Source organism: Pseudomonas sp. GZD-209, assembly GCF_049310485.1.
Taxonomy (GTDB): domain Bacteria; phylum Pseudomonadota; class Gammaproteobacteria; order Pseudomonadales; family Pseudomonadaceae; genus Aquipseudomonas; species Aquipseudomonas sichuanensis.
Map to the genome: position 1 here is coordinate 22,713 of NZ_JBMOWQ010000107.1, position 24,640 is coordinate 47,352.

The 24,640-nt window shown below is 62.4% G+C and carries 25 protein-coding genes; 19 read left to right on the forward strand and 6 right to left on the reverse strand.

Features of this window, described 5'->3' with window-relative positions; genetic code table 11:
- Nucleotides 1-19 precede the first annotated feature (19 nt).
- From atpE to hcnC, 13 genes are all read left to right on the forward strand, one after another.
- On the forward strand, nt 20-277 hold the full coding sequence (gene atpE / locus ACO6VM_RS13525; RefSeq protein WP_003097235.1) for a F0F1 ATP synthase subunit C: 258 nt from the start codon (nt 20-22) through the stop codon (nt 275-277).
- 58 nt (nt 278-335) lie between these two features.
- Nucleotides 336-806 (forward strand): F0F1 ATP synthase subunit B, encoded by a 471-nt coding sequence (locus tag ACO6VM_RS13530; protein ID WP_110994049.1) that lies wholly within the window; start codon nt 336-338, stop codon nt 804-806.
- A 12-nt stretch (nt 807-818) separates the two neighbouring features.
- Nucleotides 819-1,355, forward strand: a complete 537-nt coding sequence (locus ACO6VM_RS13535) for a F0F1 ATP synthase subunit delta (RefSeq protein WP_110994048.1) — start codon at nt 819-821, stop codon at nt 1,353-1,355.
- Nucleotides 1,356-1,376: 21 nt separating this feature from the next.
- On the forward strand, nt 1,377-2,921 hold the full coding sequence (gene atpA / locus ACO6VM_RS13540; RefSeq protein ID WP_401055950.1) for a F0F1 ATP synthase subunit alpha: 1,545 nt from the start codon (nt 1,377-1,379) through the stop codon (nt 2,919-2,921).
- A 48-nt stretch (nt 2,922-2,969) separates the two neighbouring features.
- Entirely contained in the window at nt 2,970-3,830 is an 861-nt protein-coding gene (atpG, locus tag ACO6VM_RS13545) for a F0F1 ATP synthase subunit gamma (protein WP_401055948.1), read from the forward strand.
- 27 nt (nt 3,831-3,857) lie between these two features.
- A complete protein-coding gene (atpD, locus tag ACO6VM_RS13550; protein ID WP_016489910.1) occupies nt 3,858-5,234 on the forward strand; it encodes a F0F1 ATP synthase subunit beta in 1,377 nt (458 codons plus the stop codon).
- A gap of 43 nt (nt 5,235-5,277) precedes the next feature.
- Nucleotides 5,278-5,697, forward strand: coding sequence for a F0F1 ATP synthase subunit epsilon (locus ACO6VM_RS13555; RefSeq protein WP_110994045.1), 420 nt, complete (start codon nt 5,278-5,280; stop codon nt 5,695-5,697).
- 123 nt (nt 5,698-5,820) lie between these two features.
- On the forward strand, nt 5,821-7,188 hold the full coding sequence (gene glmU / locus ACO6VM_RS13560) for a bifunctional UDP-N-acetylglucosamine diphosphorylase/glucosamine-1-phosphate N-acetyltransferase GlmU (RefSeq protein ID WP_401055946.1): 1,368 nt from the start codon (nt 5,821-5,823) through the stop codon (nt 7,186-7,188).
- A gap of 223 nt (nt 7,189-7,411) precedes the next feature.
- A complete protein-coding gene (locus tag ACO6VM_RS13565; protein WP_401055944.1) occupies nt 7,412-8,179 on the forward strand; it encodes a DeoR/GlpR family DNA-binding transcription regulator in 768 nt (255 codons plus the stop codon).
- A gap of 12 nt (nt 8,180-8,191) precedes the next feature.
- Complete coding sequence (gene glmS / locus ACO6VM_RS13570) at nt 8,192-10,027, forward strand: glutamine--fructose-6-phosphate transaminase (isomerizing) (protein ID WP_401055942.1); 1,836 nt, start codon at nt 8,192-8,194, stop codon at nt 10,025-10,027.
- Between the two features lie 239 nt (nt 10,028-10,266).
- Entirely contained in the window at nt 10,267-10,581 is a 315-nt protein-coding gene (gene hcnA, locus ACO6VM_RS13575; protein WP_110995060.1) for a cyanide-forming glycine dehydrogenase subunit HcnA, read from the forward strand.
- Complete coding sequence (gene hcnB / locus ACO6VM_RS13580) at nt 10,578-11,972, forward strand: cyanide-forming glycine dehydrogenase subunit HcnB (RefSeq protein ID WP_401055940.1); 1,395 nt, start codon at nt 10,578-10,580, stop codon at nt 11,970-11,972. The genes hcnA and hcnB overlap by 4 nt, the downstream gene beginning before the upstream one ends.
- Nucleotides 11,973-11,974: 2 nt before the next feature.
- Nucleotides 11,975-13,225, forward strand: coding sequence for a cyanide-forming glycine dehydrogenase subunit HcnC (gene hcnC, locus ACO6VM_RS13585; protein ID WP_401055938.1), 1,251 nt, complete (start codon nt 11,975-11,977; stop codon nt 13,223-13,225).
- A 161-nt stretch (nt 13,226-13,386) separates the two neighbouring features.
- Here hcnC and lpdA read toward each other — a convergent pair whose 3' ends face one another.
- A complete protein-coding gene (lpdA, locus tag ACO6VM_RS13590) occupies nt 13,387-14,787 on the reverse strand; it encodes a dihydrolipoyl dehydrogenase (protein WP_401055936.1) in 1,401 nt (466 codons plus the stop codon).
- A gap of 213 nt (nt 14,788-15,000) precedes the next feature.
- Here lpdA and cfaB point away from each other — a divergent pair, with 213 nt between their 5' ends.
- Nucleotides 15,001-16,185 (forward strand): C17 cyclopropane fatty acid synthase CfaB, encoded by a 1,185-nt coding sequence (gene cfaB, locus ACO6VM_RS13595; RefSeq protein ID WP_390969644.1) that lies wholly within the window; start codon nt 15,001-15,003, stop codon nt 16,183-16,185.
- 39 nt (nt 16,186-16,224) lie between these two features.
- Here cfaB and cls read toward each other — a convergent pair whose 3' ends face one another.
- Nucleotides 16,225-17,664: a cardiolipin synthase gene (gene cls, locus ACO6VM_RS13600; RefSeq protein ID WP_401055932.1), complete on the reverse strand. Its 1,440-nt coding sequence runs from the start codon at nt 17,662-17,664 to the stop codon at nt 16,225-16,227.
- Between the two features lie 129 nt (nt 17,665-17,793).
- Here cls and ACO6VM_RS13605 point away from each other — a divergent pair, with 129 nt between their 5' ends.
- Entirely contained in the window at nt 17,794-18,321 is a 528-nt protein-coding gene (locus ACO6VM_RS13605; protein ID WP_125466115.1) for a DUF3617 domain-containing protein, read from the forward strand.
- On the opposite strand, the gene folE2 is transcribed toward ACO6VM_RS13605, so the two are convergent.
- Complete coding sequence (gene folE2, locus ACO6VM_RS13610; protein ID WP_401055930.1) at nt 18,322-19,209, reverse strand: GTP cyclohydrolase FolE2; 888 nt, start codon at nt 19,207-19,209, stop codon at nt 18,322-18,324.
- 25 nt (nt 19,210-19,234) lie between these two features.
- Nucleotides 19,235-19,612: a glutamine synthetase gene (locus ACO6VM_RS13615; RefSeq protein WP_390969638.1), complete on the reverse strand. Its 378-nt coding sequence runs from the start codon at nt 19,610-19,612 to the stop codon at nt 19,235-19,237.
- 114 nt (nt 19,613-19,726) lie between these two features.
- On the opposite strand from ACO6VM_RS13615, the gene zigA reads away from it, so the two are divergent.
- Genes zigA through ACO6VM_RS13630 form a run of 3 tightly spaced genes read left to right on the forward strand, consistent with a single transcriptional unit; the run spans nt 19,727 to nt 22,578 of the window.
- Nucleotides 19,727-20,935, forward strand: a complete 1,209-nt coding sequence (zigA, locus tag ACO6VM_RS13620) for a zinc metallochaperone GTPase ZigA (RefSeq protein ID WP_401055928.1) — start codon at nt 19,727-19,729, stop codon at nt 20,933-20,935.
- On the forward strand, nt 20,932-21,564 hold the full coding sequence (locus tag ACO6VM_RS13625) for a DUF1826 domain-containing protein (RefSeq protein ID WP_422403419.1): 633 nt from the start codon (nt 20,932-20,934) through the stop codon (nt 21,562-21,564). The genes zigA and ACO6VM_RS13625 overlap by 4 nt, the downstream gene beginning before the upstream one ends.
- A gap of 39 nt (nt 21,565-21,603) precedes the next feature.
- Complete coding sequence (locus ACO6VM_RS13630) at nt 21,604-22,578, forward strand: CobW family GTP-binding protein (protein ID WP_422403420.1); 975 nt, start codon at nt 21,604-21,606, stop codon at nt 22,576-22,578.
- On the opposite strand, the gene ACO6VM_RS13635 is transcribed toward ACO6VM_RS13630, so the two are convergent.
- Nucleotides 22,579-22,971: a DUF3301 domain-containing protein gene (locus ACO6VM_RS13635; protein WP_125466109.1), complete on the reverse strand. Its 393-nt coding sequence runs from the start codon at nt 22,969-22,971 to the stop codon at nt 22,579-22,581.
- Nucleotides 22,972-23,091: 120 nt separating this feature from the next.
- Between ACO6VM_RS13635 and pdxY the strand changes: the two genes are divergently transcribed.
- Complete coding sequence (gene pdxY, locus ACO6VM_RS13640; RefSeq protein ID WP_401055922.1) at nt 23,092-23,964, forward strand: pyridoxal kinase PdxY; 873 nt, start codon at nt 23,092-23,094, stop codon at nt 23,962-23,964.
- On the opposite strand, the gene ACO6VM_RS13645 is transcribed toward pdxY, so the two are convergent.
- Nucleotides 23,961-24,446: an acyl-CoA thioesterase gene (locus tag ACO6VM_RS13645; RefSeq protein ID WP_125861185.1), complete on the reverse strand. Its 486-nt coding sequence runs from the start codon at nt 24,444-24,446 to the stop codon at nt 23,961-23,963. The genes pdxY and ACO6VM_RS13645 overlap by 4 nt on opposite strands.
- Nucleotides 24,447-24,640 lie beyond the last annotated feature (194 nt).

Sequence of the window (24,640 nt, forward strand, 5' to 3'; positions counted from 1 at the left end):
GTAAAAGTCGGGAGGAAAGATGGAAACTGTAGTTGGTCTGACCGCTATCGCTGTTGCTCTGCTGATCGGCCTGGGTGCTCTGGGTACCGCCATTGGTTTCGGCCTGCTGGGCGGCAAATTCCTGGAAGGCGCTGCTCGCCAGCCAGAAATGGTTCCAATGCTGCAGGTCAAAATGTTCATCGTTGCCGGTCTGCTCGACGCCGTAACCATGATCGGTGTTGGTATCGCTCTGTTCTTCACCTTCGCAAACCCCTTCGTTGGTCAGATCGCCGGCTAATCACTCGTTTTTTACGAGTTGATTGCTGTGATGAACAAAGACCGAGCGAGGTGTTGGCGTGAACATTAATGCAACCCTGATTGGCCAATCCGTTGCTTTCCTGATTTTTGTACTCTTCTGCATGAAGTACGTATGGCCTCCGGTCATCACTGCTCTGCAAGAGCGTCAAAAGAAGATTGCCGACGGCTTGGACGCTGCCAACCGCGCAGCTCGCGACCTGGAGCTGGCCCAAGAGAAAGCGGGTCAGCAACTGCGTGAAGCGAAGGCACAGGCAGCTGAAATCATTGAGCAAAGCAAGAAACGCGCTGCTCAGCTTGTCGAGGAAGCCCGTGAACAGGCCCGCGTCGAAGCTGACCGTGTGAAGGCCCAGGCTCTAGCCGAGATCGAACAGGAAATTAACAGCGTCAAAGACGCCCTGCGTGCCCAAGTGGGTGCCCTGGCTGTTGGCGGTGCTGAAAAAATCCTTGGCGCCACAATCGATCAAAACGCGCATGCGGAGCTGGTTAACAAACTGGCCGCTGAAATTTAAGCGAGGGCGATCATGGCAGAACTGACCACGTTGGCCCGACCTTACGCTAAGGCTGCCTTCGAGCACGCCCAGGCCCATCAGCAACTGGCCAATTGGTCAGCCATGCTCGGCCTGGCTGCTGCGGTGTCGCAAGACGACACCATGCAGCGCCTGCTCAAGGCCCCGCAACTGACTAGCGCAAACAAGGCCGCCGCATTCATCGAAGTGTGCGGTGACAAGTTCGACACTCAGGCACAGAATTTCATTCATGTTGCCGCGGAAAACGACCGTCTCCTGCTTCTGCCGGAGATTGCCGCTCTGTTCGACCTGTACAAGGCCGAGCAAGAGAAATCCGTGGACGTGGAAGTCACCAGTGCTTTTGCGTTGAACCAAGAACAGCAAGACAAACTCGCCAAGGTTCTCAGTGCACGGCTCAGCCGGGAAGTGCGCCTGCACGCGACGGAGGATGCCAGCCTGATCGGTGGCGTCGTTATCCGCGCCGGCGACCTGGTAATCGATGGCTCGGTTCGCGGCAAAATCGCGAAACTGGCCGAAGCATTGAAATCTTGAGTTTGAAGGGGCAGCAGAGCAATGCAGCAACTCAATCCTTCCGAAATTAGTGAAATCATCAAGGGTCGCATCGAGAAACTCGATGTCGGCTCCCAAGCCCGTAACGAAGGTACCGTTGTTTCGGTTTCCGACGGTATCGTGCGGATCCACGGTCTGGCCGACGTCATGTACGGCGAAATGATCGAGTTCCCGGGCAGCGTCTTCGGTATGGCACTGAACCTGGAGCAAGACTCCGTAGGTGCAGTGATCCTGGGTGCCTATGACACCCTCGCCGAAGGCATGAGCGCCAAGTGCACCGGCCGCATCCTGGAAGTTCCGGTTGGTAAGGAACTGCTGGGTCGCGTCGTTGACGCACTGGGCAACCCGATCGACGGTAAAGGTCCTCTGGGCAACACCGAGACCGACGCTGTCGAGAAAGTGGCACCAGGCGTGATCTGGCGTAAGTCGGTAGACCAGCCTGTACAGACTGGCTACAAGTCCGTCGACGCCATGATCCCTGTCGGCCGTGGCCAGCGCGAGCTGATCATCGGTGACCGCCAGATCGGCAAGACCGCCATGGCCATCGACGCCATCATCAACCAGAAAGACTCCGGTATTTTCTGCGTTTATGTTGCAGTCGGCCAAAAGCGTTCCACCGTTGCCAACATCGTTCGCAAGCTGGAAGAAGCCGGCGCCCTGGCCAACACCATCGTGGTCGTTGCCAGTGCTTCGGAATCCGCCGCACTGCAGTTCCTGGCGCCATACGCCGGCTGCACCATGGGCGAGTTCTTCCGTGACCGCGGTGAAGATGCCCTGATCGTCTACGATGACCTGTCCAAGCAGGCCGTTGCCTACCGTCAGATCTCCCTGCTGCTGCGCCGTCCACCAGGACGTGAAGCGTACCCAGGCGACGTGTTCTACCTCCACTCCCGTCTGCTGGAGCGTGCATCGCGCGTTTCGGAAGAGTACGTAGAGAAGTTCACCAACGGCGCAGTCACCGGCAAAACCGGTTCCCTGACCGCTCTGCCGATCATCGAAACCCAGGCTGGCGACGTTTCCGCGTTCGTTCCGACCAACGTGATCTCGATCACCGACGGTCAGATCTTCCTGGAATCGGCCATGTTCAACTCGGGCATCCGCCCTGCAGTGAACGCCGGTGTTTCGGTATCCCGCGTAGGTGGTGCCGCTCAGACCAAGATCATCAAGAAACTGTCCGGTGGTATCCGTACCGCTCTGGCTCAGTACCGTGAACTGGCTGCATTCGCCCAGTTCGCTTCCGATCTGGACGAAGCGACCCGCAAGCAGCTGGAGCATGGTCAGCGCGTAACCGAGCTGATGAAGCAGAAGCAGTACGCGCCAATGTCGATCGCCGACATGGCCCTGTCGCTGTACGCCGCTGAGCGTGGTTTCCTGACTGACGTAGAAGTCTCCAAGGTCGGCAGCTTCGAGCAAGCGCTGATCGCCTTCTTCAACCGTGATCACGCCGAACTGATGGCCAAGATCAACGTGAAGGGTGACTTCAACGACGAAATCGACGCTGGCATGAAAGCCGGTATCGAGAAGTTCAAGGCCACCCAGACCTGGTAAGCCGCAGCGGGGGCTCCGGCCCCCGCTTGCTAACCTGATAGGTGATACATGGCAGGCGCAAAAGAGATTCGCAGTAAGATTGCGAGCATCAAAAGCACGCAAAAAATTACCAGCGCCATGGAGAAAGTGGCGGTAAGCAAGATGCGCAAGGCACAAATGCGCATGGCTGCTAGCCGTCCTTACGCGGAGCGTATCCGCCAGGTGATCGGTCATCTGGCCAACGCCAACCCGGAATACCGCCACCCGTTCATGATCGAGCGCCCTGTAAAGCGCGTTGGTTATGTCGTGGTGTCGAGTGACCGTGGTCTGTGCGGTGGCTTGAACACCAACCTGTTCAAGGCCCTGGTCAAGGACATGAGCGCAAACCGCGAACAGGGCGTGGAAATCGACCTGTGCGTGATCGGCAGCAAGGGTGCGACTTTCTTCCGCATCTTTGGCGGCAACGTCGTAGCAGCGATCAGCCACCTGGGCGAAGAGCCATCGATCAACGATCTGATCGGCTCCGTCAAAGTGATGCTGGACGCCTACCTGGACGGCCGTATCGATCGCCTTTCGGTGGTTTCGAACAAGTTCATCAACACCATGACCCAAAAACCGACGGTCGAGCAATTGGTACCGTTGGTGGCAACCCCGGATCAGGATCTCAAGCATCACTGGGATTACCTGTACGAACCCGACGCAAAAGAGCTGCTGGACGGCTTGATGGTGCGTTACGTGGAGTCGCAGGTATACCAGGCGGTGGTCGAGAACAACGCTGCTGAACAAGCGGCCCGGATGATCGCCATGAAGAACGCCACAGACAACGCCGGTGATTTGATCAAAGAGCTGCAGTTGATCTACAACAAGGCGCGTCAGGCTGCGATCACCCAGGAGATCTCGGAAATCGTCGGCGGCGCTGCCGCGGTTTAACGGTTCAAAAATTCAGAGGATCCAGCTATGAGTAGCGGACGTATCGTTCAAATCATCGGCGCCGTCATCGACGTGGAATTCCCACGTGACGTCGTGCCGAGTGTTTACAACGCGCTGAAAGTACAAGGCGCGGAAACCACCCTGGAAGTTCAGCAGCAGCTGGGCGACGGCGTGGTTCGTACCATTGCGATGGGCTCGACCGAAGGCCTGAAGCGCGGTCTGGATGTCGTCGACACCGGCGCTGCCATTTCCGTTCCAGTTGGTAAGGCCACTCTGGGCCGTATCATGGACGTTCTGGGCAACCCAATCGACGAAGCCGGCCCGATCGGCGAAGAAGAGCGTCGCGGTATCCACCAGCCAGCGCCTTCGTTCGCTGACCAGGCAGGCGGCAACGACCTGCTGGAAACCGGCATCAAGGTTATCGACCTGGTTTGCCCGTTCGCCAAGGGTGGTAAGGTTGGTCTGTTCGGTGGTGCCGGTGTTGGCAAGACCGTAAACATGATGGAACTGATCCGTAACATCGCCATGGAACACAGCGGTTACTCCGTGTTCGCTGGTGTGGGTGAGCGTACTCGTGAGGGTAACGACTTCTACCACGAGATGAAGGACTCCAACGTTCTCGACAAAGTAGCCTTGGTCTACGGTCAGATGAACGAGCCACCAGGAAACCGTCTGCGCGTAGCGCTGACCGGCCTGACCATGGCTGAGAAGTTCCGTGACGAAGGTAACGACGTTCTGCTGTTCGTCGACAACATCTATCGTTACACCCTGGCCGGTACCGAAGTATCCGCACTGCTGGGCCGTATGCCTTCGGCAGTAGGTTACCAGCCGACCCTGGCTGAAGAGATGGGCGTTCTGCAAGAGCGCATCACCTCCACCAAGGAAGGTTCGATCACCTCCGTCCAGGCCGTATACGTACCTGCGGACGACTTGACCGACCCGTCGCCAGCGACCACCTTCGCCCACTTGGACGCCACCGTCGTTCTGTCCCGTGACATCGCCTCCCTGGGTATCTACCCAGCGGTCGACCCACTGGACTCGACTTCGCGCCAGCTGGACCCGAACGTGATCGGCAACGAGCACTACGACACCGCTCGTGGCGTTCAGTATGTTCTGCAGCGCTACAAAGAGCTGAAAGACATCATCGCGATCCTGGGTATGGACGAACTGTCCGAGACCGACAAGCAACTGGTAGCCCGCGCTCGTAAGATCCAGCGCTTCCTGTCGCAGCCGTTCTTCGTGGCCGAAGTCTTCACCGGCTCGCCAGGCAAGTACGTTTCGCTCAAGGACACCATCGCTGGCTTCAGCGGCATCCTCAAAGGTGACTACGACCACCTGCCAGAACAAGCGTTCTACATGGTCGGCAGCATCGACGAAGCGATCGAGAAAGCCAAGAAACTGTAATTCATGCGCCCCGCAAGGGGCGCTATCAGGTTGAGGCAAGCAGATGGCTATGACAGTCCATTGCGACATCGTCAGCGCGGAAGGAGAGATCTTCTCCGGCCTGGTCGAGATGGTAGTTGCGCACGGTAACCTGGGTGATCTTGGTATCGCTCCGGGCCACGCGCCGCTGATCACCAATCTCAAGCCTGGTCCGATCACGCTGACCAAGCAGGGTGGCACTCAAGAGGTGTTCTACATCTCCGGTGGCTTCCTCGAAGTGCAGCCGAACATGGTCAAGGTTCTTGCCGACACCGTGCAGCGCGCTGCCGACCTGGACGAAGCTCAGGCTCAGGAAGCCCTCAAGGCTGCTGAGAACGCGCTGAACACTAAAGGCTCGGACTTCGACTACGGCGCTGCTGCCGCACGTCTGGCCGAGGCTGCAGCTCAGCTGCGTACTGTCCAGCAAATGCGCAAAGGCAAGTAACCTGGCTTTTGCCGGTCACTTCCGCTGCGATTGAGTTAAAGGGTAGCCTCGGCTACCCTTTTTCTTTTTCAAGAATTTGGTCCCCGGTCATTTCCCTGACCGCCCAGGATTGGTAGCCAGTCAATGTCCCTCGATATCGTCATTCTCGCCGCAGGCCAAGGCACCCGTATGCGCTCGGCACTGCCCAAGGTGCTGCACCCGGTAGCCGGCAACTCCATGCTTGGCCATGTTATCCACAGCGCTCGCCAACTGCAGCCCACGGGCATCCACGTGGTCATTGGCCACGGTGCGGAGCTTGTGCGTGAACGCCTGGCCGCGGACGACCTGAACTTCGTCATGCAGGACCAGCAGCTGGGCACTGGCCACGCTGTCGCCCAGGCCCTGCCGGCAGTCACCGCCGATACCGTGCTGGTGCTGTATGGCGATGTGCCGCTGATCGAGGTGGAAACCCTGCAGCGTTTGCTGGCCAAGGTCAGCGCCAGCCAGCTGGGCCTGCTGACGGTCAACCTCGCCGACCCGACCGGCTATGGCCGCATTGTGCGTAACGAGCAAGGCGCGGTCACCGCAATCGTCGAGCACAAGGATGCCAGCGACGCGCAGAAGGCGATCAAAGAGGGCAACACCGGTATTCTCGCCATGCCGGCGGCGCGCCTGGCCGACTGGATGGGCCGCCTGTCCAACAACAACGCCCAGGGCGAGTACTACCTCACCGACGTGATCGCCATGGCTGTGGCCGATGGCCTGGTGGTAGCCACCGAGCAGCCCCACGACCCGATGGAAGTGCAGGGTGCCAACGACCGCCGCCAGTTGGCGGAGCTCGAGCGTCACTATCAACTGCGCGCTGGTCACCGCCTGATGGCCCAGGGCGTCACCCTGCGTGACCCGGCACGTTTCGATGTGCGTGGTGAGGTCAGCGTCGGGCGCGATGTGCTGATCGACATCAACGTCATCCTCGAGGGCAAGGTGGTCATCGAGGACAACGTGCAGATCGGCCCCAACTGCGTGATCAAGGACAGCACCCTGCGCAAGGGCGTGGTGATCAAGGCCAACAGCCATCTTGACGGTGCGGTGATGGGCGAAGGCAGCGATGCCGGCCCGTTCGCTCGCCTGCGCCCGGGCAGCGTGCTGGAGGCCAAGGCCCATGTGGGTAACTTTGTCGAGCTGAAGAACGCCCACCTGGGTGAAGGTGCGAAGGCTGGCCACCTGACTTACCTGGGCGATGCCGAGATCGGCGCGCGTACCAACATCGGTGCGGGCACCATCACCTGCAACTACGACGGCGCCAACAAGTTCCGCACTGTGATGGGCGAGGACGTGTTCATCGGCTCCAACAACTCGCTGGTGGCGCCTGTGGAAATCCAGGCCGGTGCCACCACTGCCGCAGGCTCGACCATCACCCAGACGGTCCCCGCCGGCCAGTTGGGCGTGGCGCGTGCACGGCAACGCAACATCGAAGGCTGGAAACGGCCGGAGAAGATCAAGAAGAACTGAGTTATCCACAGCGATTTCGATCGAAAGCCGGCTTATGTGAATAAGCCGGCTTTTTTGTCGATCCTTGCCCAATCATAGTGGGAGCGGGCTTGCCCCGCGATAACGTCGATGCCTATTCGCGGAGCAAGCCAGCGCTCACGATGTGTGCCCCGTGTCTTGACTAAACATCGATTTTAGGTTTTGATTGCGCCACTTAACTTTCGAATCGAAACTTAAAACAGCCATGTCGAAACGAAACACCCCCCAGCGTCGCCACAACATCCTGGCTTTGCTCGCCGAGCAGGGCGAGGTGAGCGTCGACGCCCTGGCCAAACGTTTCGAAACTTCGGAAGTGACCATCCGCAAGGACCTCGCTGCCCTGGAAGCCAACGGCCTGCTGTTGCGCCGTTACGGTGGTGCCGTGACCATGCCCCAGGAGCTGCTGGCGGAGACGGTACAGCCGGTGTCCCAGTACAAGCAGGCCATCGCCCGGGCCGCAGTCGAACGCATCCGTGAGCACGCGCGCATCATCATCGACAGTGGCAGCACCACTGCGGCGATGATTCCCCAGCTCGGGCGCCAGCCTGGCCTGGTGGTGATGACCAACTCGCTCAACGTGGCCCGCGCCATCAGCGAGCAGGAACACGAGCCGGTGCTGCTGATGACCGGCGGCACCTGGGACCCTCATTCGGAGTCGTTCCAGGGCCAGGTGGCCGAGCAGGTTCTACGCTCATACGATTTCGACCAGCTGTTCATCGGCGCCGACGGCATCGACCTGGAACGTGGCACCACCACCTTCAACGAACTGCTGGGCCTGAGCCGGGTCATGGCCGAGGTGGCCCGCGAGGTGATCGTGATGGTCGAGTCGGACAAGGTCGGCCGCAAGATCCCCAACCTGGAGCTGCCCTGGAGCAGCGTCAGCACCCTTATTACCGATGATCGCCTGCCCGCCGAGGCACGCGACCGCATTCAAGCCCGCGGCATCAATCTGATCTGCGCCGCTATCAGCTAGGAGCAACAACTTATGTGTGGAATCGTTGGTGCCGTTGCCGAGCGCAATATCACAGCAATCCTCATCGAAGGCCTCAAGCGCCTCGAGTACCGTGGCTATGACAGTGCCGGCCTGGCCGTCTACAGCCAGCAGGGCGGCCTTGAGCGCCGTCGCCGTATCGGCAAGGTCAGCGAGCTGCAAGCCGCCGTCAGCGCCGAACCGCTGGCCGGGCAGCTGGGTATCGCCCACACCCGTTGGGCCACCCACGGTGCACCGACCGAGGGCAACGCCCACCCGCACTTCTCTGGCCATGACGTGGCCGTGGTGCACAACGGCATCATCGAAAACCACGAAGCCCTGCGCGAAGAGCTCAAGCAGCTGGGTTACGTGTTCACCTCGCAAACCGACACCGAGGTGATCGTTCACCTGATCCACCACCTGCTCAAGACCATCCCGGACCTGACCGACGCCCTCAAGGCTGCGGTCAAGCGCCTGCATGGCGCCTATGGCCTGGCCGTGATCAGCGCCAGCCAGCCGGACCGCCTGGTCGCTGCCCGCAGCGGCAGCCCGCTGGTGATCGGCCTGGGCCTTGGCGAGAACTTCCTGGCGTCCGACCAGTTGGCCCTGCGCCAGGTCACCGACCGCTTCATGTACCTGGAAGAGGGTGACATCGCCGAGATCCGCCGTGACCAGGTACAGATCTGGGACCAGGCCGGCCAGCCGGTTCAGCGCGAGACGGTGCAGTACCACGAAGGCGCCGAAGCCGCTGAGAAGGGCAACTATCGCCACTTCATGCTCAAGGAAATCCACGAGCAACCGACCGTGGTGCAGCGCACCCTCGAAGGCCGTCTGGCCAAGGACCACGTGATGGTCCAGGCTTTCGGCCCCCAGGCCGCCGAGTTGTTCGCCAAGGTGCGCAACGTGCAGATCGTCGCCTGTGGTACCAGCTACCACGCCGGCATGGTCGCCCGTTACTGGCTCGAAGAGCTGGCCGGTATTCCCTGCCAGGTGGAAGTGGCCAGCGAGTTCCGCTACCGCAAGGTGGTGGTGCAGCAGGACACCCTGTTCGTCTCGATCTCGCAGTCCGGCGAAACCGCCGATACCCTGGCCGCCCTGCGCAATGCCAAGGAACTGGGCTTCCTCGGCAGCCTGGCGATCTGCAACAAGGGCATCAGCTCGCTGGTGCGCGAATCCGACCTGACCCTGCTGACCCTGGCCGGCCCGGAAATCGGCGTCGCTTCCACCAAGGCCTTCACCACCCAGCTGGTGTCGCTGATGCTGCTGACCCTGGCCCTGGGCCAGGTGCGCGGCACGCTGCAGGACGGCGTCGAAGCCGAACTGGTTGAAGAACTGCGCCGCCTGCCGGCCCGCCTGAGCGAAGCCCTGGCGATGGACGGCGTGGTGGAGAAGATCGCCGAGCTGTTCGCCGACAAGCACCACACCCTGTTCCTTGGCCGTGGCGCGCAGTACCCGGTGGCCATGGAAGGTGCGCTCAAGCTCAAGGAAATTTCCTATATCCACGCCGAAGCCTACCCGGCCGGTGAGCTCAAGCACGGCCCCTTGGCGCTGGTCGACAACGACATGCCGGTGGTCACCGTGGCGCCGAACAACGAGCTGCTGGAAAAGCTCAAGTCCAACCTGCAGGAAGTGCGCGCCCGTGGCGGCGAGCTGGTGGTGTTCGCGGACGAGAACGCCGGCATGAGCAACGGCGAGGGCACCCACGTGATCAAGGTGCCGCACATCGCTGACGCCCTGGCACCGATCCTCTACACCATCCCGCTGCAACTGCTGTCGTACTACGTTGCCGTGCTCAAGGGCACCGACGTCGACCAGCCGCGCAACCTGGCCAAGTCGGTGACGGTGGAGTAACAGACAGGCTCTGTGCTCATGCCAAACAGTTAACGTTTCATCGCCACTAATGGGGCCGCAAAGCGGCCCCATTTGTCTTTTCCAGGATCGCGTTCTCGAATCCCACGACTTACGTGAAGTCCGTCGCACGTCCGTCGCCCCGGAACTTTCCTACATCATGCGTCTGGCATGGATCAATGTTTTCACCCAGCGTTTGCCCTAACGTCCCTCGACCCACCAGTCATCAAGGACGACAGGAAATGCAGACGTTGCAACGAAAGCACGATATCCAGCCATTGGAAGGCGCGGAAATGACCCTGCTGGTCAATGGCCTGCCCGCAGTGGCCAGCGCGGGGGAGACCGTCCTCAGCGTGCTCAATGCCATTGGCCTGCGCCAGTTGGCGCGCAATGACCACGACCAGCTCAGCGGCGCCTTTTGCGGCATGGGTGTGTGCCACTGCTGCCTGGTGCAGATCGACGGGCGGCCCAAGCGCCGGGCGTGCCAGACGGTGGTCAAGCCGGGCATGCAGATCGAGACCGAAGTGAATCGCGTACACGGGGAGGCCCGCTCATGAGCCTTCGCCCAGTGATCGTCGGTGCTGGCTCTGCTGGCATGGGGGCGGCCATCGAGCTGGCCGCCCACGGCGTCGACAGCCTGCTGTTCGATGAAGCCTCGCGCCCAGGCGGGGTGGTTTACCGTGGCCCGTTGCGTGCCGGCATCGACCTCGGTTACCTCGGCCCTCGTTACGCCAAGGCCCTGAACACCCTGCACGAGGACTTTGCCGTCAGCGCCAGCCATATCGACCTGCGCCTCAACCACCGCGTGGTGGGCGGCGATGACCAGCGCCTGATGGTGCTCGATGGCGACGAGCAACTGCACGAGATCGACTATTCCCACCTGCTGCTGGCCGCCGGCTGCCACGAGCGCAATGTGCCGTTCCCCGGCTGGACCCTGCCGGGGGTGATCCTGCTGGGCGGGCTGCAACTGCAGATCAAGAGCGGCGTGGTCAAGCCGCTGGGCAGCACCTTGATCGCCGGCACCGGGCCGTTGTTGCCCTTGGTTGCGTGCCAGCTGCATGCCGCCGGGGCCAAGGTCAGCGGGGTATATGAAGCCTGCGCGTTCAACCGCATCGCCAAGGAAAGCCTGGCGCTGATGAACAAACCGCAGCTGTTCCTCGATGGCCTGAGCATGCTCGCCTACATGAAGCTCAACGGCATCCCCATGCACTACGGTTGGGGCGTGGTGGGGGCCACGGGCGAGGATGAGCTGTGCGAGGTCAGCGTTGCGCCCTACACCCAGGACTGGAAGCCGGACATGACCCGCGTCCAGCGCGAGACGGTGCAGACGCTGGCGGTGGGCTACGGCTTCATCCCACGCACCCAGCTCAGCCAGCAACTGGGCCTGGAACACGGTTTCAGCGAAGACGGCTACCTGCGCGCGGTGTGCAACGTGTGGCAGCAGAGCAGCCGCCCGAACACCCACCTGGCGGGTGACATGGCCGGTATCCGTGGCGGCGAGGCGGCGATGCTGACCGGGCGTATCGCTGCGCTGTCGATGCTCCTGCAGATGGGCAAGCTCGATGCCGAACAGGCCATCGAACGGCGCGAGCTGTACCTGGGCAAGCTCGCCGCGATCAAGCGTTTCCGCGCGGGCGTGGAACGCTTCACCGCACGGGGGGCGGCGCAGGTCGAACTGCCCCAGGCCGACACGGTGATCTGCCGTTGCGAACACGTCACCCGCGAGCAGATCGACCTGGCGCTGGAACAGGGCGTGCAGGACATGGCCAGCCTGAAGATGCGCACCCGGGTGAGCATGGGCGACTGCCAGGGGCGCATGTGCGTCGGATACTGCAGCGATCGCCTGCGCAGCGCCACCGGGCGCCAGGATGTCGGCTGGCTGCGCCCACGCTTCCCGGTGGACCCGATCCCGTTTTCCGCATTCGCACACCTCGGCACGGAGGCCTGAGCATGGCCAAGCATTACGACATCATCATCGCCGGCGGCGGCGTGATCGGCGCGTCCTGCGCCTACCAGCTGTCCAAACGCAGCAACCTGAAAATCGCCCTGATCGACAGCAAGCGCCCGGGCAACGCCACGCGCGCGTCGGCGGGCGGCCTGTGGGCCATCGGCGAATCGGTGGGGCTGGGCTGCGGTGTGATCTTCTTTCGCATGATGTCCTCGCGCAGCAAGCGCGAGGCCAATGGCGCAGCGGTGGTGGTCGACTCCAGTACCCCGCATATCCTGCCGCCGTGCTTCTTCGACTTCGCCCTGCAGTCCAACGCGATTTATCCACAACTGCACCGCGAGCTGATCGAGCGTCACGGCATGGACTTCAAGTTCGAGCGAACCGGGCTCAAGTACATCATCCAGGATGACGAGGACCAGCTGTACGCCGAGCACATCGTCAAGCAGATCCCCCACCTGGCCGACCAGGTGCGCTGGCTCGACCGCGACGCGCTGCGGGCCTCGGAGCCGGCGGTGACGCAGCAGGCCAATGGCGCGCTGGAGTTCCTCTGCGATCACCAGGTGAGCCCGTTCCGACTGGGCGACGCTTTCCTGGAGGCGGCGCGGCAGAACGGTGTCGACCTGTACCCCAACGTGAATGTCACCGGGGTGCTGCATGAAGGCTCGCGGATCAAGGGCGTGCGCACTGCCGAAGCCGGCGAGTTCCACTGCCACACACTGATCAACGCTGCGGGCGCCTGGGCTGCCGAGCTGAGCGAGTGGGCGACGGGCCTGAGCATTCCGGTCAAGCCGGTAAAGGGCCAGATCGTGCTGACCGAGCGCCTGCCCAAGCTGCTCGATGGCTGCATCACCACCAGCGATTGCTACATGGCGCAGAAGGACAATGGCGAGATCCTGATCGGCAGTACCACTGAAGAGAAAGGCTTCGATGTCAGCAACACCTTCCCGGAGATCAGTGGGCTGGTGCAGGGAGCCATTCGTTGCGTGCCGGAGCTGGCGCAGGTGAACCTCAAGCGCACCTGGGCCGGGCTACGCCCGGGGTCGCCGGATGAGCTGCCGATCCTCGGGCCTGTGGATAACGTCGAGGGGTACTTCAATGCCTGTGGACACTTCCGCACCGGGATCCTGACGTCGGCGATCACCGGGGTGCTGCTGGACAAGGTTGTCCACAACGAGGCGTTGCCGCTGGATATCACGCCGTTCCTGGCGTCGCGGTTCCGGGAGGGTGTGGACCAGAAGCTGGCGCACGGCTGATGGGCGGATGTCAGTGCAACTGTCTTGCTCGCTATTCAAACAGCTGAGCGATCCTTGTGGGAGCGGGTTCACCCGCGAACACGGGCATAGCCCGTGCCAGGCACCGAGTTGTCATCTTCGCGGGTAAACCCGCTCCCACAGGGGTACAACAGACCTGCCGATCAGATCTGCATCGCCATCCCATCCACATTCATCGCCGCCTGGCGCAGGGCCTCGGAACGGGTCGGGTGCGGGTGGCAGGTGAGGGCGATGTCTTCGGCCGAGGCCGAGAACTCCATGGCCACGCAGAACTCGCCGATCATCTCGCTGACGCTCGGGCCGACCAGGTGCACACCCAGCACCTCGTCGGTGTTGGCGTCGGCGAGAACCTTGGCGAAGCCTTCGGTCTCATGGTTGATCTTGGCGCGGCTGTTGGCCGTGAAGGGGAACTTGCCGACCTTGTAGGCGCGGCCTTCGGCCTTGAGCTGCTCTTCGGTCTTGCCGACACTGGCCAGCTCCGGGCGGGTATAGATGACGCCCGGGATCAGGTTGTAATTGACCTCGTGCGGCTTGCCGTGGATGCGTTCGATGCAGGCCACGGCTTCATCCTCGGCCTTGTGCGCCAGCATCGGGCCGGAGGTAACGTCGCCGATCACCCAGATGCCCGGGACCGAACTGCGGTGGTGGTCGTTGACCAGCATGCCGCGCTTGTCGGTTTGCAGCCCCACGCTTTCCAGGTTCAGGCCCTGGGTATACGGGCGACGGCCGATAGCCACCAGCACGTAGTCGGCCTGCAGGGTTTCGGCGCTGCCGCCAGCGGCCGGCTCCAGGGTCAGGCTGACGCCATCGGCCGAAGCGCTGGCCTGGGTGACCTTGCTGCCGAGCTTGAAGGCCATGCCTTGCTTGGCCAGGGCCTTTTGCAGGGTCTTGGCGGTTTCTTCATCGGTGCCTGGGCAGATGCGGTCGAGGTACTCGATCACCGTCACCTCGGCGCCGAGGCGGCGCCACACCGAACCCAGCTCCAGGCCGATCACGCCGGCGCCGATCACGATCAGGTGCTTGGGCACCTGGGGCAGGGAGAGGGCACCGGTGGAGTCGATGATGCGCTGGTTGTCGATGGTCACGCCCGGCAGCGGGGTCGGTTCGGAGCCGGTGGCGATGACGATGTCCTTGGCCTGCAAGGTAGTTTCGCTGCCGTCCTCGGCCTTGACGACGACCTTGCCGACGCCGTCCAGGCGGCCCCAGCCCTTGACCCAGTCGACCTTGTTCTTGCGGAACAGGTACTCGATGCCCTTGGTCAGGCCGGTCACGCTTTCATCCTTCTGTTTCATCATCTGCGCCAGGTTCAGGCTTGGCTTGACCTCGATGCCCAGGTGCGCGAACTCGTCACCGCTGGCCGCCTCGAACAGCTCGGAGGCGTGCAGCAATGCCTTGGAGGGCATGCAACCGACGTTCAGGCAGGTGCCGCCGAGGGTCGAACGGCCTTCCACGCAGGCCACGCTCATACCCAGCTGGCCGGCCCGGATCGCTGCGTTGTAGCCGCCGGGGCCGCCGCCGATGATCACCACGTCATAGGATTTCATGGGTTAGTTACTCCAAGGGTGAGGAAGCGAAGAGGGGCATAAGGTTAGTCTGAGTGCGGCGGATTGTATACAATCTGCAGCGTTTGCCGTGCCAGATAGTTCTAGACCATGGTCGCGGCTAACGGAAACTTCGCACGAATGAACTACCCTCATGCGGTAGCGTCCGACTTGATAAGACGTGGCGTTCCGAATCCGTGAAAGGGAGGGTCATGAATGCTTGCGCAACTTCCACCCGTTTTGCAGAGCCTGGACATACCGTTGCGGGTCAAGCTGTGGGACGGCAACCAGTTCGATCTGGGGCCCAGTCCGCAGGTCACCATCGTGGTCAAGGACCCCCAGCTGATCGCCCAGTTGACCCATCCCAACCTGGAAGCACTGGGTTCGGCTTTCGTCGAAGGCCAACTGGAGCTCGAAGGCGATATCGGCGAAGTGATCCGGGTGTGTGACGAGCTTAGCCAAACGCTGCTCAAGGACGAGGACGACGTGCTGCCGCAGCGCACCTCTCACGACAAGAGCACCGACGCCGAAGCCATCTCCTACCACTACGACCTGTCCAATGCGTTCTACCAGCTGTGGCTGGACCCGGACATGGTCTATTCCTGTGCCTATTTCAAAGAGCCGGACAACACTCTGGCCCAGGCCCAGCAGGACAAGTTCGATCACCTGTGCCGCAAGTTGCGCCTGCAGGGCGGTGACTACCTGCTGGACGTCGGTTGCGGTTGGGGTGGGCTGGCGCGTTTTGCCGCCCGTGAGTATGGCGCCAAGGTGTACGGCATCACCCTGAGCAAAGAGCAGCTGAAACTGGGCCGACAGCGGGTCAAGGAGGAGGGGCTGGGCGACAAGGTCGACCTGCACATTCTCGATTACCGTGACCTGCCCGAGGATGGCCGCTTCGACAAGGTGGTCAGCGTCGGCATGTTCGAGCACGTCGGCCACGCCAACCTCGAACTCTATTGCCGCAAGCTGTTCAGTGCGGTGCGCGAGGGCGGGTTGGTGATGAATCACGGCATCACCGCCAAGCATGTGGACGGTCGCCCGGTGGGCCGTGGCGCGGGTGCGTTCATCGACCGCTACGTATTCCCCCACGGCGAGTTGCCGCACATCTCGATGATCAGCGCGCGCATCTGCGAAGCGGGGTTGGAGGTGGTGGACGTGGAGAGCCTGCGCCTGCACTACGCCAAGACCCTCAACCACTGGAGCGAGAACCTTGAGAACCAGCTGCACCGCGCCGCCGCGCTGGTGCCGGAGAAGACCCTGCGGATCTGGCGCCTGTACCTGGCCGGCTGCGCCTACGCCTTCAGCAAGGGCTGGATGAACCTGCACCAGATCCTCGCCGTGAAACCTTTCGCCGATGGCCATCACGACCTGCCGTGGACGCGTGAGGACATCTATCGCTGACGGGCTGCCCGGCGTGCCCCTGCAAGGCACGCCGAGGCGCTACAGGATCGGCGAAATCAAACGCGCGATACGCATCCCCAGTTGCTGCAGGCGATGGGTGTCGCGGCTGTCCTCGGCGGTGATCTCCCTGGCCTGTTCGAAGTCGTTCACCAGCATCTGTTCGACCTGGTCGGCGAAGGCGCGGTCCACGGTGAGCAGGGTGATCTCGAAGTTCAGGCGGAAGGAACGGTTATCCAGGTTGGCGCTGCCAATGGCCGTGACCTCATCATCTACCAACACCACTTTCTGATGCAGGAACCCCGGTTGATAGCGGAACATCCGCACGCCCGCGCGCACCGCCTCGAAGGCAAACAGGCTGGAGGCGGCATAGACGATACGGTGGTCGGGGCGTGCGGGGATGAGGATGCGTACATCGACGCCGCGCAGCACGGCCAGGCGCAGGGCGGCAAAGATCGCTTCGTCGGGGATGAAATACGGGCTGGTGATCCAGACCCGGCGAGTGGCCGAGTGGATGGCTTCGAGGAAGAACAGCGCGCAGGTTTCCTGGGGGTCGGCCGGGCCACTGGCCAGGGCCTGGCACAGCACGCCATCTTCAGGGTAGGTGTCGGGCAGGATCAGCGGAGGCAGCTGGCGCGTGGCCCAGTACCAGTCCTCGGCGAACGATTCCTGCAGGCAAGCCAGTACCGGGCCGCTGATCTGCACATGGGTGTCGCGCCACGGCGACAGGCGCGGGTGCGCGCCGAGGTACTCGTCGCCCACGTTGTGCCCGCCGAGAAAGCCCAGCAGCCCATCCACCACGACGATCTTGCGGTGGTTGCGAAAGTTGACCTGGAAGCGGTTGAACAAGCCGCGGCGGGTGGCGAATGCCTGTATCTGTACACCGCCGTCGCGCAGCACCTGGCTGTAGCTGGCCGGCAGCGCGTGGCTGCCGACCCGGTCGTAAAGCACGAAGACCCTTACCCCTTCTGCCGCCTTGCGCAACAGCAACTGCTGGAGATCTCGGCCGAGCGTGTCGTCGTGGATGATGAAGAACTGCACCAGTACGGTGTCACGGGCCTTGTCGATGGCGGCGAAGATCGCCTTGAAGGTGGCTTCGCCATCGATAAGCAGCTTCACCTCGTTGTTGGCCAGGCATGGCATGCGCCCCAGCTTGGGCATGGCGCGCAGGGCTGCATAGCTGTCGGACTCGCGGGCGGTCAGGGCTTCCTCCACCCACGGCCGCCAGTTGAGATTGGCCATGGCCACGTGCATCTCCTGGTTGGCATGCCGGCGCGCGTTGATGTATGCATAGAACGAGCGGGCACCGAAGATCAGGTAGGGGATGAGCGCAAAGTAGGGGATGAAGAACAGGGGCATGGCCCAGGCGATCGCACCTTGGGCGGTACGCACGGTGAACACGGCATGCAGCGCCGCGATGATACCGAGCAGATGAATCAGGCCGAGCACGTAACCGAAGAAGTAGGGGCTGTGGTAATCCATACGCATCCTGCTTGCCGTTAGCACTGTCGCTAACAGACCACGATCGAGGGGGTGGCTGCAACCTGCAAGGGAAAATGACGTCTAACGGCACAGTCCGGCCAGAGCCGGTAATTCGAGGAGCTTTCATCCATGAAGATTCGTCTGCCACTGCTCGCCCTGGTCGTGGGCCTGGGTAGCCCGTTGGTTCACGCGCAGATGCTGCAACCCGGCCTGTGGGAGCTGACCACCAGCAACATGCAGGTCGATGGCAAGCCGTTACCCGACATGCAGTTCATGCTCGGCCAGTTGAAGAACTTGCCGCCAGAGCAGCGGGCGATGATGGAAGGCGCCTTGGCCAAGCAAGGTATCAGCGTGGGTGGCAAGGGCGTGCGTTCGTGTCTGACCCCGGAGCAGGTCAAGACCAACGACATCCCGCTGCAAGACCCTCAATCGGGCTGCACCCAGAAGATCACCGACCGCACCGGCAATGTCTGGAAGTTCCAGTTCAGCTGCCCGAAAGCCCAGGGGCAAGGCCAGGCCACCTTCCTCAGCGACAAGGAGTTCCTGACCAAGGTCAACGGCACCTTCAACGCATCGGGTGTGCAGCAGCAGGGCAGCATGGACACGCGGGCGGTATGGTTGGGCAACGACTGCGGCACCGTGAAACCCCGCAGCTGATCACCACCGCCAGCGGCTGACAGCAACTGCGTCGTGGGCATGCAGGCTCTCTGCATGTTCCACGCGCACGCTGAACGCGCTCACCCACGACAACTGGCGCAACGCCAGGTGCAAGCGCCGCGCGGCATCCTCACAGAACATCAGGTTCTGCCCGTTCGCCAGGGCGAAGGCCTGTTCGTCGGCACGCTTCACGGCGGTTTGCACGGCGGTGCCCAAGGCTTGCTCAGCCTGGTCGATCAGCTCAGTCAGCGGCCACGCATCAGTGCCTGGCCGCACCTGTAGCTTGGCCATGCTCCGTTGGCTGTGAGGTGTGGCGACGATGCCACTGCTGCTGCCCAGCCATTGGCGCACGCTGTCCCGGTCCAGCGGTTGGCTGGCGAAATCCTGGTCGAACTGCGCCTGGATGAGTTGCCTGGCCAGTGCGGCCGAGCAGGGGCACGTGGAGGAATAGGGAATATCCACGGATAGTTCCACGTGGAACATTTCATCTTTCAGCTGTGCATCGAGCCGCACCGGATAGCGTTTCCAGCCGGCCAGAGGGCTGATCAAGGCTGGGCGTTTGAGCAGATGATCGAATTCCAGCTGAAGGTATGCGCTCCTGGAAAGGCCCTGGTGGCTGGAGAGAAACTGCTCGAGGGTCTGGCGAATCAGCGGCAGGCTCAAGGGCTGGTGTTCGAGCGCTTCCAACGCCAGGTACAAGCGCGACATGTGAATACCGCGCGTAGCCCCGTCGTCCAGGCTGACGCCTGCGCTGGCATGGGCGCTCAGGCTGCGACCTTCCACCTGCAGCGGCAGGGCGATACCGCACATGCCTACCCAGTCCAGCGGCAAGCTGTGTTGGCTGCTTTGCGTGGCGATGTCGGGCAGGGAAAGGCTAAGGCTGGTCATGAATGGTGTCCTGAAAAAGTAGGGCTCAACGGCAACCACCGAGCAGGCTGCAGTGCAGATCGAAGCGCTGGCCGCTAGAGCTCGAGACGCGATTGAGGGTGGTCCAGCCGATACGCCGGCTGTAACCGACCCAGGCTTCGCCATCGCTGGCAAGGCCCGTGAAGAAGGTGAGCGCGCCGTAGCGGCTGTTGGTTTGTGCCCACAGCCGTTTGCCCTGCACTTCATAACCGCGCAGGTAGAAGGTGCTGCCGGCGCTGCGCACGCTGTAGTAGTTGCCCTTGCTGTCCTGGCAGGCCAACAGCGTGGCGCTGCGCGTACACAGCGCCAGGTCGGTGCGGGGCATGGCCAGTAAAGAGGCCGGCAGGGCAATCAGCAACAATGCGCTGGCGCGGGGCAATTTCATCGATGAGGCACTCCAGGCAACCCTTCGGTCGAGACGGCTTGGCGAAATTGTATTGTTATAATATAACATGACGCAATGCATCGTTTCGAATGCGCCTGCCCGATGAGGTCCGTCATGCCCAACCGTCTTCCTGTCACCGTGCTGTCCGGCTTCCTCGGCGCCGGCAAGAGCACGCTGCTCAATCACGTTTTGCGCAACCGCGATAACCTGCGGGTTGCCGTGATCGTCAACGACATGAGCGAAATCAACATCGACGCCAGCGAAGTACAGCGCAACGTCAGCCTCAACCGCGCCGAAGAAAAACTGGTGGAGATGAGCAACGGCTGCATCTGCTGCACCCTGCGCGAAGACCTGCTGGAAGAGGTTGCGCGCCTGGCGCGTGAGGGCCGCTTCGATTACCTGTTGATCGAGTCGACCGGGATCTCCGAACCGCTGCCGGTGGCCGAGACCTTCACCTTCCGTGACGAACAAGGCCGCAGCCTGTCGGACATGGCGCGGCTGGACACCATGGTCACCGTGGTCGACGGGCTCAACTTCCTGCGTGATTACCAGGCTGCCGACAGCCTGGCCAGCCGCGGCGAGACCCTGGGTGAAGAGGATGAACGTTCGATCAGCGACCTGCTGATCGAGCAGGTCGAGTTCGCCGACGTGTTGCTGCTGAGCAAGATCGACCTGATCGGCCAGCACGAACGTGAAGAGCTGATCGCCATCCTGCGCAGCCTCAATGCCCGGGCGCAGATCGTGCCGATGGTCATGGGCCAGGTTGCCTTGTCGCGAATCCTCGATACTGGCCTGTTCGACTTCGATCAGGCGGCGCAAGCGCCGGGCTGGCTGCAGGAGCTGCGCGGTGAACACGTGCCGGAAACCGAGGAATACGGCATTGCCGCGACCACCTGGCAGGCTCGCCGGCCGTTTCACCCGCAGCGCTTCTTCGACTTTATCCACACGCCCTGGAGCAATGGGCGGCTGCTGCGCTCAAAAGGGTTTTTCTGGCTGGCCAGCAAGTACCAGGAGGCCGGTAGCTGGTCACAGGCGGGCGGCATGATGCGCCATGGCCTGGCCGGGCGCTGGTGGCGTTTCGTCCCGCGCGAGCAATGGCCGCAAGACGAAGCGGATATGGCGGCGATCCTCAAGCAATGGTCGGTGGACACCGGTGACTGCCGTCAGGAGCTGGTATTCATCGGGCAGAACATCGACTTTGCGCAGTTATCCACAGCGTTGGACGCCTGCCTGCTGAGCGAGGAAGAAATGGCCCTGGGGCCTATGGCTTGGCTACGGCTGGCAGATCCGTTCGGCCCTTGGATCGAGGAGCAGGCGGCATGAAGCTGGCGGCTCAGGTTGTGGATATCTGCCAGGTCTTCGGGCCGTCACCCAGAGTGATGACGGACATGCTCAAGGATGGCGTCAACCTGGCCGTCTGGCAGCGCCAGTTGCCCGCCCAGGTCGAGGATTTCTGTGCGCTGGTGCTGAGCCTCGGCCAGACACTGGCGGACGAGCGGGTGATCGATGTCGACGAGCAGCAGCCGCCACGGCTGCCGGGGCTGCTCAGGGAAGCGGCCGATCTGCATGGCTACGAAGGTTTCGTCGCCGATGTGGCGTGGCTGGTGGCGGCCTACACCTGCCTGCTCGGTGCACGGCGCATCGGCTTGCGCCTGCGGGTACTGGATGGCGCGATGTGCCCGCGTTTCCATGTGGATAACGTGCCGGTGCGCCTGCTCACCACCTATGTCGGTAGCGGCAGCCAATGGTTGGAGGAGGGCGCAATAGACCGTTCAAGGTTGCAATTCGACCAACCTGCTGTGGATAACATCCGCCAGCTGGCGGCGGGTGACGTGGCGCTGCTCAAGGGCGAGAAATGGATTGGCAATGAAGGTGCAGGCCTTATCCACCGTTCGCCGCTGACGGCGCCGGGCGAGCGGCGCCTGCTGCTCAGCCTTGACTGGCTGGCCTGACGGGGCATAGTGGGCCACGCACTTGCCTGATACCTACCTATGTTGCAGAACATTCCCACCCATGTAATCGCAGGCCCGCTGGGCGCCGGCAAGACCAGCCTGATCCGCCAGCTGCTGGCGCAGCGCCCGGCCAACGAGCGCTGGGCGGTGCTGGTCAACGAGTTCGGGCAGATCGGCCTGGACGCGGCACTGCTGGCGCGTGATGACGATGGCATTGCCATCGGTGAAGTGGCGGGGGGCTGCCTGTGTTGTGTCAACGGCATGCCGTTCCAGGTTGGTCTTGGCCGCTTGCTGCGCAAGGCGCGCCCGGACCGGCTGTTCATCGAGCCCTCTGGGCTGGGCCATCCTCGGCAATTGCTGCAGCAGCTGGGGCAGACGCCGTGGCAGGCTGTGCTGGCCGTGCAGCCTCTGCTGATGGTGCTGGATGCCCAGGCACTGGCCAGGGAAGAACCGCTGCCTGAGGCGCAGCAGGCGGCTTTATCGGCAACCGCACTATTGGTTTTCAATAAGTCGGCATCTGTGGATGAAGCCAAGCGCCTGTTGATAACTGCGCGATTCCCCGGCTTGCCTGCGGTCTGGACGGATCACGGGGCATTGCCATTGGGCCGCTTGCCAGGTTTGTCCACAGTCGCTGACGTCGACGCGGCTTTGCAGCGGCTGGCTGTGGGCAACTCGATCGCCGCACCATCAGCGCTGTGGACAGATCCATCCGAGCCGATCTGCCAGGCCAGTGAGGGTGAAGGGGGTTGGAGTGTGGGTTGGCGCTGGCACCCCAGTCAGCGTTTCGATCCCGCCCAATTGAAGGCCTTTTTGCATGCCTGGCCATGGCGCCGGGCCAAAGGGGTTATCCACAGCCCACAGGGCTGGCAGTCATTCAACGGCCTTGAAGGCCAACAGCCCGAGTGGCAGCCAAGCGAGTGGCGCAGGGATTCACGGCTGGAGTTGATCTTCGCCGAGGCCCAGCCATTTGCCGAGCTGCAGGCCGCGCTGGCGGCGTGCAGCCTGGATGGCTGATCAGTTGTGCCAGCGGTTGTGCTCCTGGCGCCACTGCTGCATCTCGATGACGTTATCGGTGCGTGGCGGGGTCTTGATCTCGAAGGGGTAGGGCGCCAGCTCGATCTGCACGCTGTGCGCGCCGAACTGTGTGACGGTACCCGGGTGGCGTTGCTCGCCGGTGACGGTGAACTCGAAGTTGTAGATGCGTGCCAGGCGTTTGCGGCCATTGGCGTCACGCACGAATGCGATGCGTTTAAGCGCCACGGCGTCGTCCAGCAGCTCCAGGTCGAGCTTTGCGCAATGCTGCTTGACCCGGGCCAGGGCTTTTTCGCGCAGCCCGTGGTTGTGCCATAGCCAGGCGCCGGCGGTCGCCACCAGCATCAGGACGAAGACGTTTTCTAGGGTCAGCATTTGCGTAAGCTCCAGACAGGTCGAGCCAGCTTAACTGTGCCGCTGGCCTGTCGTACAGATGGCATTCGGGTTCATACTGCGGGCCGCACATTTGTTCACACAGTTTCGGAATCGTCCTGCATGAAACGTACACCGCATCTGCTCGCCATTCAGTCCCACGTGGTCTTTGGACATGCCGGCAACAGCGCCGCGGTGTTTCCGATGCAACGGGTCGGGGTCAACGTCTGGCCACTCAACACCGTGCAATTCTCCAATCACACTCAGTATGGACAGTGGTCGGGGGAAGTGCTTGCTCCAGCGCAAATTCCTGCGTTGGTGGAAGGCATTTCCAATATCGGCGAACTGGGCCATTGCGATGCGGTGCTGTCGGGTTACCTGGGCAGTGCCGAGCAAGGGCGGGCAATCCTGGCCGGTGTCGCGCGGATCAAGGCGGTCAACCCCAAGGCGCTGTACCTGTGCGACCCGGTCATGGGCCACGCCGAGAAAGGCTGCATCGTGCCCGCCGAGGTGAGCGAATTCCTGCTCGAGCAGGCCGCCGCCCAGGCCGACATCCTCTGCCCCAACCAGCTGGAGCTGGACAGCTTCTGCGGGCGCAAGGCGCAGTCCCTTGAAGATTGCGTCGGCATGGCCCGTGGGCTGCTGGAGCGTGGGCCGCAGGTGGTGCTGGTCAAGCACCTGAGTTATCCGGGGCGCGCGGAGGATGCGTTCGAGATGCTGTTGGTGACGGCCAAGGAAAGCTGGCACCTGCGTCGCCCGCTGCTGGCCTTCCCGCGTCAGCCGGTGGGGGTGGGCGACCTCACCTCAGGGCTGTTCCTGGCCCGGGTGCTGCTCGGCGACAACTGGGTGCAGGCGTTCGAGTTCGCCGCGGCCGCGGTGCATGAGGTGCTGCTGGAAACCCAGGCCTGCGCCAGCTACGAACTGCAGCTGGTGCGGGCCCAGGACCGCATTGCCCACCCGCGCGTGCGCTTCGAGGCGCAGCGCCTGGCCTATTAGTTGGCGTCGGTCTTCAGGTCCTGATAGCGCTGCTCCAGCTCCTGGCGGATCTGGCGGCGCTGCTGGCCCTGCAGGAAGCGGCGCTTCTCTTCGCTGTTGAGCGGCTGGCGCGGCGGCACCTTCACCGGGCGGCGATCATCGTCCACGGCGACCATGGTGAAGAAGCAGCTGTTGGAATGGCGTACCGAACGCTCGCGGATGTTTTCGGTGACCACCTTGATGCCCACCTCCATCGAGGTATTGCCGGTGTAGTTGACCGATGCCAGGAAGGTCACCAGCTCACCGACGTGCACCGGCTCGCGGAAAATCACCTGGTCCACCGACAAGGTGACCACGTAAGTGCCGGCATAACGGCTGGCGCAGGCGTAGGCGACTTCGTCGAGGTACTTGAGCAGGGTGCCGCCGTGTACGTTGCCAGAGAAGTTGGCCATGTCCGGTGTCATCAGGACGGTCATAGTCAACTGGGCGTTTCCAGGTTCCATAGTGAGCTCACGGTGAAGTTGCGCTGAAGCGGGGCTGGTATCTGCTGACACTTCTGTTCCCCTCATAGAGGTTTCCCATCCTGGTACGGGACGTCGGCTGACGCTCCATCGTCACGCCGATCTTGCCATCAGCGGCGCCGGTTCGGCCGATCTGTTTCTGCATATTGCATCGGCATTTTGCGGCAAGGCGCGAT

Bases quoted from the DNA above. Each gene is read 5' to 3' on its own strand.
- atpE (WP_003097235.1), top strand. From the start codon at position 20: ATGGAAACTGTAGTTGGTCTGACCGCTATCGCTGTTGCTCTGCTGATC.
- ACO6VM_RS13535 (WP_110994048.1), top strand. From the start codon at position 819: ATGGCAGAACTGACCACGTTGGCCCGACCTTACGCTAAGGCTGCCTTC.
- atpA (WP_401055950.1), top strand. From the start codon at position 1,377: ATGCAGCAACTCAATCCTTCCGAAATTAGTGAAATCATCAAGGGTCGC.
- atpG (WP_401055948.1), top strand. From the start codon at position 2,970: ATGGCAGGCGCAAAAGAGATTCGCAGTAAGATTGCGAGCATCAAAAGC.
- atpD (WP_016489910.1), top strand. From the start codon at position 3,858: ATGAGTAGCGGACGTATCGTTCAAATCATCGGCGCCGTCATCGACGTG.
- ACO6VM_RS13555 (WP_110994045.1), top strand. From the start codon at position 5,278: ATGGCTATGACAGTCCATTGCGACATCGTCAGCGCGGAAGGAGAGATC.
- glmU (WP_401055946.1), top strand. From the start codon at position 5,821: ATGTCCCTCGATATCGTCATTCTCGCCGCAGGCCAAGGCACCCGTATG.
- ACO6VM_RS13565 (WP_401055944.1), top strand. From the start codon at position 7,412: ATGTCGAAACGAAACACCCCCCAGCGTCGCCACAACATCCTGGCTTTG.
- glmS (WP_401055942.1), top strand. From the start codon at position 8,192: ATGTGTGGAATCGTTGGTGCCGTTGCCGAGCGCAATATCACAGCAATC.
- hcnA (WP_110995060.1), top strand. From the start codon at position 10,267: ATGCAGACGTTGCAACGAAAGCACGATATCCAGCCATTGGAAGGCGCG.
- hcnB (WP_401055940.1), top strand. From the start codon at position 10,578: ATGAGCCTTCGCCCAGTGATCGTCGGTGCTGGCTCTGCTGGCATGGGG.
- hcnC (WP_401055938.1), top strand. From the start codon at position 11,975: ATGGCCAAGCATTACGACATCATCATCGCCGGCGGCGGCGTGATCGGC.
- lpdA (WP_401055936.1), bottom strand. From the start codon at position 14,787: ATGAAATCCTATGACGTGGTGATCATCGGCGGCGGCCCCGGCGGCTAC.
- cfaB (WP_390969644.1), top strand. From the start codon at position 15,001: ATGCTTGCGCAACTTCCACCCGTTTTGCAGAGCCTGGACATACCGTTG.
- cls (WP_401055932.1), bottom strand. From the start codon at position 17,664: ATGGATTACCACAGCCCCTACTTCTTCGGTTACGTGCTCGGCCTGATT.
- ACO6VM_RS13605 (WP_125466115.1), top strand. From the start codon at position 17,794: ATGAAGATTCGTCTGCCACTGCTCGCCCTGGTCGTGGGCCTGGGTAGC.
- folE2 (WP_401055930.1), bottom strand. From the start codon at position 19,209: ATGACCAGCCTTAGCCTTTCCCTGCCCGACATCGCCACGCAAAGCAGC.
- ACO6VM_RS13615 (WP_390969638.1), bottom strand. From the start codon at position 19,612: ATGAAATTGCCCCGCGCCAGCGCATTGTTGCTGATTGCCCTGCCGGCC.
- zigA (WP_401055928.1), top strand. From the start codon at position 19,727: ATGCCCAACCGTCTTCCTGTCACCGTGCTGTCCGGCTTCCTCGGCGCC.
- ACO6VM_RS13625 (WP_422403419.1), top strand. From the start codon at position 20,932: ATGAAGCTGGCGGCTCAGGTTGTGGATATCTGCCAGGTCTTCGGGCCG.
- ACO6VM_RS13630 (WP_422403420.1), top strand. From the start codon at position 21,604: ATGTTGCAGAACATTCCCACCCATGTAATCGCAGGCCCGCTGGGCGCC.
- ACO6VM_RS13635 (WP_125466109.1), bottom strand. From the start codon at position 22,971: ATGCTGACCCTAGAAAACGTCTTCGTCCTGATGCTGGTGGCGACCGCC.
- pdxY (WP_401055922.1), top strand. From the start codon at position 23,092: ATGAAACGTACACCGCATCTGCTCGCCATTCAGTCCCACGTGGTCTTT.
- ACO6VM_RS13645 (WP_125861185.1), bottom strand. From the start codon at position 24,446: ATGGAACCTGGAAACGCCCAGTTGACTATGACCGTCCTGATGACACCG.